Origin of the sequence: Phormidium pseudopriestleyi FRX01 (assembly GCF_017313335.1) — a bacterium.
GTDB lineage: Bacteria > Cyanobacteriota > Cyanobacteriia > Cyanobacteriales > Laspinemataceae > Laspinema > Laspinema pseudopriestleyi.
Genome location: NZ_JAFLQW010000660.1, coordinates 1 through 5649 on the forward strand (window position 1 = coordinate 1; position 5649 = coordinate 5649).

Annotated in this window: 2 protein-coding genes and 1 pseudogene; 1 reads left to right on the forward strand and 2 read right to left on the reverse strand. The window is 49.5% G+C overall.

Going from position 1 to position 5649, the window contains the following annotated elements:
- Positions 1-342 precede the first annotated feature (342 nt).
- Together ppc and J0895_RS24720 are read right to left on the reverse strand one after the other, a co-directional pair.
- A complete protein-coding gene (ppc, locus tag J0895_RS24715; RefSeq protein WP_207090638.1) occupies positions 343-3381 on the reverse strand; it encodes a phosphoenolpyruvate carboxylase in 3039 nt (1012 codons plus the stop codon).
- Between the two features lie 998 nt (positions 3382-4379).
- A complete protein-coding gene (locus J0895_RS24720) occupies positions 4380-4619 on the reverse strand; it encodes a hypothetical protein (RefSeq protein ID WP_207090639.1) in 240 nt (79 codons plus the stop codon).
- A 430-nt stretch (positions 4620-5049) separates the two neighbouring features.
- Between J0895_RS24720 and J0895_RS24725 the strand changes: the two are divergent.
- A pseudogene (locus J0895_RS24725) lies at positions 5050-5649 on the forward strand (hypothetical protein); the annotation flags it as partial.

A 5649-nucleotide genomic window follows, 5' to 3' on the forward strand; every position in this document is an offset into this window, starting at 1 on the left:
CAGCAAATATCTTAAGAAAGGTAGCGGCGACACTGGGATTTAATCTTAGTGGAGTCAGTAGGGGTGCTTTGACTACGCCCTTAAGGTTCAGATTCTGGACTCTTAAAGAATCCCACGCTCTTTAGAGCGTGGGAGTGTCAAGAATTGGGGTGGCTTGAGGGTCAATTTCCGGTTGAGGGGTGGGTTGCGATCGCCCTCCTGAAGGGGTGATTCGCCAACACCATCAACCGATAGGGGTGGGGACTGGAGGACCCCACCCTAACCCTCCCCTATGCCTTGGGGAGGGGACCGGAGGGAGGGATTGCTTGTATTTGAATTCAGTCTAGGGAATCCCTGAATCCATTAGCCGGTATTTCTCATTCCTGCAGCGATGCCGTTAATGGTTAACAAGGCACCGCGTAGTAATTCGCCCTTGCTGTATCGAGAGTGAATCACTCCTGTCACCGCCTGACTTTGATGTTCGCGTAGGCGTTTGAGTAGGGAGACTTGTAATAAACCCAGGGGAACGATAGTGGCATTTCGCAACTGGACCGATCGCTGGAGGTCCGGGTCGCCATCTAACAGCCGTTGATGTTCGGTGATGGCGAGCACTAAATCTCGGGTGAGGTTAAATTCGTTGGCAATTTGAGTGAACAGGGCTTCAAAGCGATCGCGATTTTCCGGTTGGGTGAGTTCCCGAACATAGTGATGAGCCATTTCTAAATCTACCTTAGAGAGGGTCATTTCTACTTTAGAAATCACCATCTTAAAGAACGGCCATTTCAGATAGAAATAGCGCAGCAGTTTCAGATGTTCTTCCGGTTCCTGTTCTAGGAAATTATTGAGGGCAGTTCCGACTCCGTACCAGGCTGGGAGGAGGAAACGAGTTTGGGTCCAGCTAAATACCCAAGGAATGGCCCGGAGGGAACCTAAATCCCGTTTGCCGCTACTGCGTCTTGCCGGTCGCGAAGAGATTTGCAACTTGCTGATTTCATCAATGGGGGTAACTTCATGGAAGAAATCGATAAAATCAGGTTGTTCGTAAATCAAGGCGCGATAATGTTGGCGCGAGCGATCGGCCAACTCCTCCATGATTTGATTCCAGGCTTCGATATCATCAAAACCGGAACCGAGTAAGCTACTTTGAATCACAGCACTGGCGATGGTTTCTAAGTTATAAAGGGCTAACTCGGGCAAGGTGTATTTACTGGCTAAAACTTCCCCTTGTTCGGTAATTTTAATTCGCCCGTTAATACTGCGACCGGGTTGAGCTAAAATCGCCTCATAAGCTGGACCGCCCCCGCGACCGACAGATCCGCCGCGACCGTGAAAGATGCGGAGGACAACTCCGAAGCGATCGCCAATAATTTGGAGGGCTTTTTGGGCTTTATGAATTTCCCAGTTACTGCTTAAGAATCCCGAATCTTTATTACTATCGGAATACCCCAACATCACCTCCTGTAATTGAGGAACCTGAATGTGAGAAGATTTCAGGTTGGAAATGTTTGGGGCATCCATTTCGGTGACGGTTACCGGGAGAGAATTTTGGTATCCTCCGGACAGTAAAGCGTGATAAAGCGGAAGTTCAAACAGGTTTTGAATGACCGTCGGTGCACGTTTTAAGTCCTCTACGGTTTCAAATAACGGGACAATTTGAATCGTTCCCATTCCGGTTGCGGGGTCATAGAGACCGGCTTCTTTGGCAAGTAGCAGGACTTCTAACAAATCACTGACATCATGGCTCATGCTAATGATGTAGGTTTGGCAGATTTCCAAGCCAAACTCTTCTTGAAGCGCCCGCAGCATTCTAAAGGTGGAAATAATCTCGCTGGTTTGCTCGGAAAAGGGCAATTCAGCAGGGATTAAAGGACGTCTGGTTTTCAGTTCAATCTTCAACCAGTCGGTTTTTTCGGCTTCCGATAGGTCATCGTAAGGGCGGGGTAAGATTTGCAGGTATTCCGCCATTTCTGTGATGGCTGTACTGTGGCGAGATGACTCTTGCCGAATATCTAAATGGGCCAAAATAAAGCCATAGATTTCGACTTGGCATATTAGTTGTTCCAAGTCTCGACAGCTTAAGCCGGTTGCGGCTAAATTGCGTTGAATCAGGCGCAATTCGGCGAGAAATTCGGAGCCTGAGTGATACATGGGAGCGTTTTTGATATCGCTCAGATGGCGATTCCAGTCCGACTCTGTGTAAAGACGCTGATTGCGATCGCGAGTATTTTCTAAGCGATGGCAGATATAGGCGAGTTTTAACCGATAGGGTTCTTGTCGATAGCGAATTGCCAGGGTCTCATAGATGTCGGGCATTTGCACTCGGTCCTGTTCCAGGGATTCCAGGAGTTCGGGTAATACGTCACTCCAGTGCAGAGACAAGGACAGGAGTTGGGTCAAGCGATCGAGGGAACCCATGTATTTGTCTAGGATTAACTGCCGCTGATAGCAGGCAGTTTTCCAGGTAATAGAAGGAGTGCAATAGGGATTTCCATCGCGATCGGACCCGACCCAAGAGCCAAATTTGCAGAAGTTATATCGGGGGGGTTGCAGATAAGGAAACGACGCTTGCAATGACCGTTTTAGGCGTTGATGGAGTTGAGGTACTGCGTCAAATAGGACTTCTTTGAAATAGTGTAGGGTATAATCTACTTCATCGAGAACGGAGGGTTTAAACTGATGCAATTCGTCCGTTCGCCACCACAGGTGAATTTCTTCAGTGAGCGCCTCTATGAGGTCTTTAGTTTCGCCGGATGTTGTTTGGATATCCGGTTGCCGACCTTCTTCTAGGGTGTCGAGTTCTTGCAAAATTTGAGCCAACCGCCGCTGTTTTGTTCGCAGGGTATGACGGACAATTTCCGTCGGGTGAGCCGTAAAGACTAAGCGAATATCCAGAATTTCCATGATTTTCTGGATTTGCTGCGGGGGGACATTCAACTGCTTTAATTTGGGAAATAAAGCGGAGAAATTGGCTAATTCTCGGCGGCGAGTCACGGCCTGACTTGCGAAATAAGGGCTTTCTTTGGGAACGTCGAATTGCTCATTTTCGGAGACGCCGGTGTTAGGTGTTCCGGCACCCCGCAGGCGATCGCGCTGCTCGTAATGTTGTTCGACAATGTTAATCAGTTGAAAATACAGGGCAAACGCACGAGCGGCCCGAATTGCATCATTGAGGTCCAACTGTTCTACCAACTTCAGAACACTGGATTCTGAAAAGTTGCAGGCTTGTCCCTCGGAAGAATACATTGCTCGCAATTGCGCCAATAGAACCACTAATTCCTGACCGCATTCAGTCCGCAGGACGGACTCCCATAAGTCCTCGACGACTTTGAGACGATGGCGTAAAAACAAGTCGGATGAACTAACTGTCATAACAGAATTTGAGGGTTCGAGTCGTAAAGTCATCAGAACCTCCTGAACGATTGGAAAACACCCGGTCTACACTGGGTAAAAAACGACTCAAGGGACGGTGATCCCGGTGAGGGAATGAATGGTATTTTTGCGCTTATAATGGATAAGTCGGTGAACCTCAATAAACCCAAACTGTAGTTACATAATTCAGACCAAAGAAAGGCTGTTATCCGGCTAAAACCGGATAACCCAGTTTTTCTGTCCTCAATTCTATCTTTACCTTGATTCAGTTCACCAACTTTAATCCAATTCATCAAAGCGCGGGTCGATGTGAACGGGTGAAACTAGGGCGTGGGTGGTCAGAACACGGTAACGGTGCCGCCTAGAGCACGAGCCACTATAATTGAATCGCGATCAAGGCGCGGCCCGAATCGTCTGACCGAATTAAGCACCTGTGCCGAAACAGGCTCCCAACTCTTTGACTCCCCTCGCTGTGAGCGAGGGACTGGTAAGGCTTAGACGGTTGTGGTGACTCAAAAAACTTTAGTTGGTTAAAACGAAAGGCGAGTCGGCGCGATTTTGGGGAATCGAGGGAGCACCCCCGGGTTGTTCCGAATGGGATGCTGACCATCCCAGCCTGAGCCAGGTCAGATATTAGCTAATTTTACGGTCGATCCGGGGATTTTTAGCCTGCTTCGTGCCGTTCGGCGATCGCAGTCTGGACGGACTCAGTTTACCCCCTAACTGCTCCTAAATCTCGCTTTCTTCTCGATCCAATCTTCTGAAACTGCTGAGGATTACCTGCTTTAATCAACTAGATTTCCTGACAATTGCAGTCTGTGGCGCTGGAAAATCCCGAACCTGACCCCGATGAGTTCGACCGTAAATTTACATAAAGATTAAAATAGAGACAAGAGAGCGGGCCTTTATCCCGGGTCTTGTCTCGGGGTTAGGGAACATCAAGGGGTCCCCCAAAGCTGAACCCATTGGCAGGAATTCTGCCACCGGCGATCGCCTATCGGATCTGGCTCTAGCGGCCCCTTGATTGCGATTCAATCCTCCTCAGAATGGGGAAAATTCAAGACCGGGAGGCGATCGCCTCGAAAAACTTCTTCACTCGCCTGACCCATCGATTGCAGCATTTGACTCACGGCTTTTCCCCCCAGCAAAGCCCCTAAAAATGGCGGAGTGAGTAAAGTAATCAGCAATTCTGAGGAAATTTTGACAGCAGGCTCGTTGGCATCAGGATTCAAGGAGGTAGGTTCGCTATTCGGTGAGTTCGATGAGTTCATAGGGACCTCTTTTCTAGCTTGACAACATTATTAAAATGAGAATCGGAGAATGACCTGGTTAGGTCATCTCAACTATGACAAAATTTACGAGTTATGCTATGTGGAGCAAACCCAGTCCGCACCCCTCCCCACTGGAAGGGACTTCGGGCAATCCTAGGGACTTCCATACTAAGATTGCCCCTCAAGCGGTTACTGGGTCAACAGTCCAAATACCCCCCGAGTTCAGATCATCTCCTGTTTAAGCAGTTGCCAAACTTGTCTTGAACAGCCATCAGGCGGAAATCTGGCTCGGGTCGAACCAACTGGCACAGAAGGGTTTCGGAGAGTTCCCGGGATGATATCCCCGAAAAAAACTCTCCACTTGATCGCCGTAAACAACGGGGTTTCAGACCCGTTTTGAATAGATGAGGAGCGGGGAGAGGAATCATTGATGGTAAACACACAGGAGCTGGTGCAGACTAATACAGGGACAACCCTAACTCAATGGGCAGCCGAAGCCCTAGAGGTGACGGGGGAAAACATTCATCTACGTTTCCGTGGAAACACCCTGCACATTCTATGGGAAAGCGAAAGCTGTCCATCGATCGCGATCGCCGTCCCCAGGCTGACGGATGCCCTCAAAAAACAGGACATAGACAGCCTGTTACCCCCAGATCATCCCCCCATTGATGAAATCTTCCTCTACGGTCGCACCCTGGGGACAAAGCGTCCAGATTGGAGTGTGCGAATTGAACCCAATCACCGGAATTCCCCAGCATTGGAGGACTCGCCACCGTCCGAGAACGGACCCTCCTCTGCAGAACTCAAACCCACTCCAACACCTCCAACGCCTCCCCCCACAGAAAATCTGCCCTTCTCCATTGCCGATGCGCGGATGATGCTCAAGGCTCAGAGTCGGGCCTCCCTGGGAAATCCAGAAGCTGAAGCGCTTCTGGCTAAAGGGATGGCGCGGTATCTCACCGAAACCCTCAGCCTCTATTCTATCTCGGTCAAAGTCCTAATCCGACCCATGAAACGGTCCGATCGCACC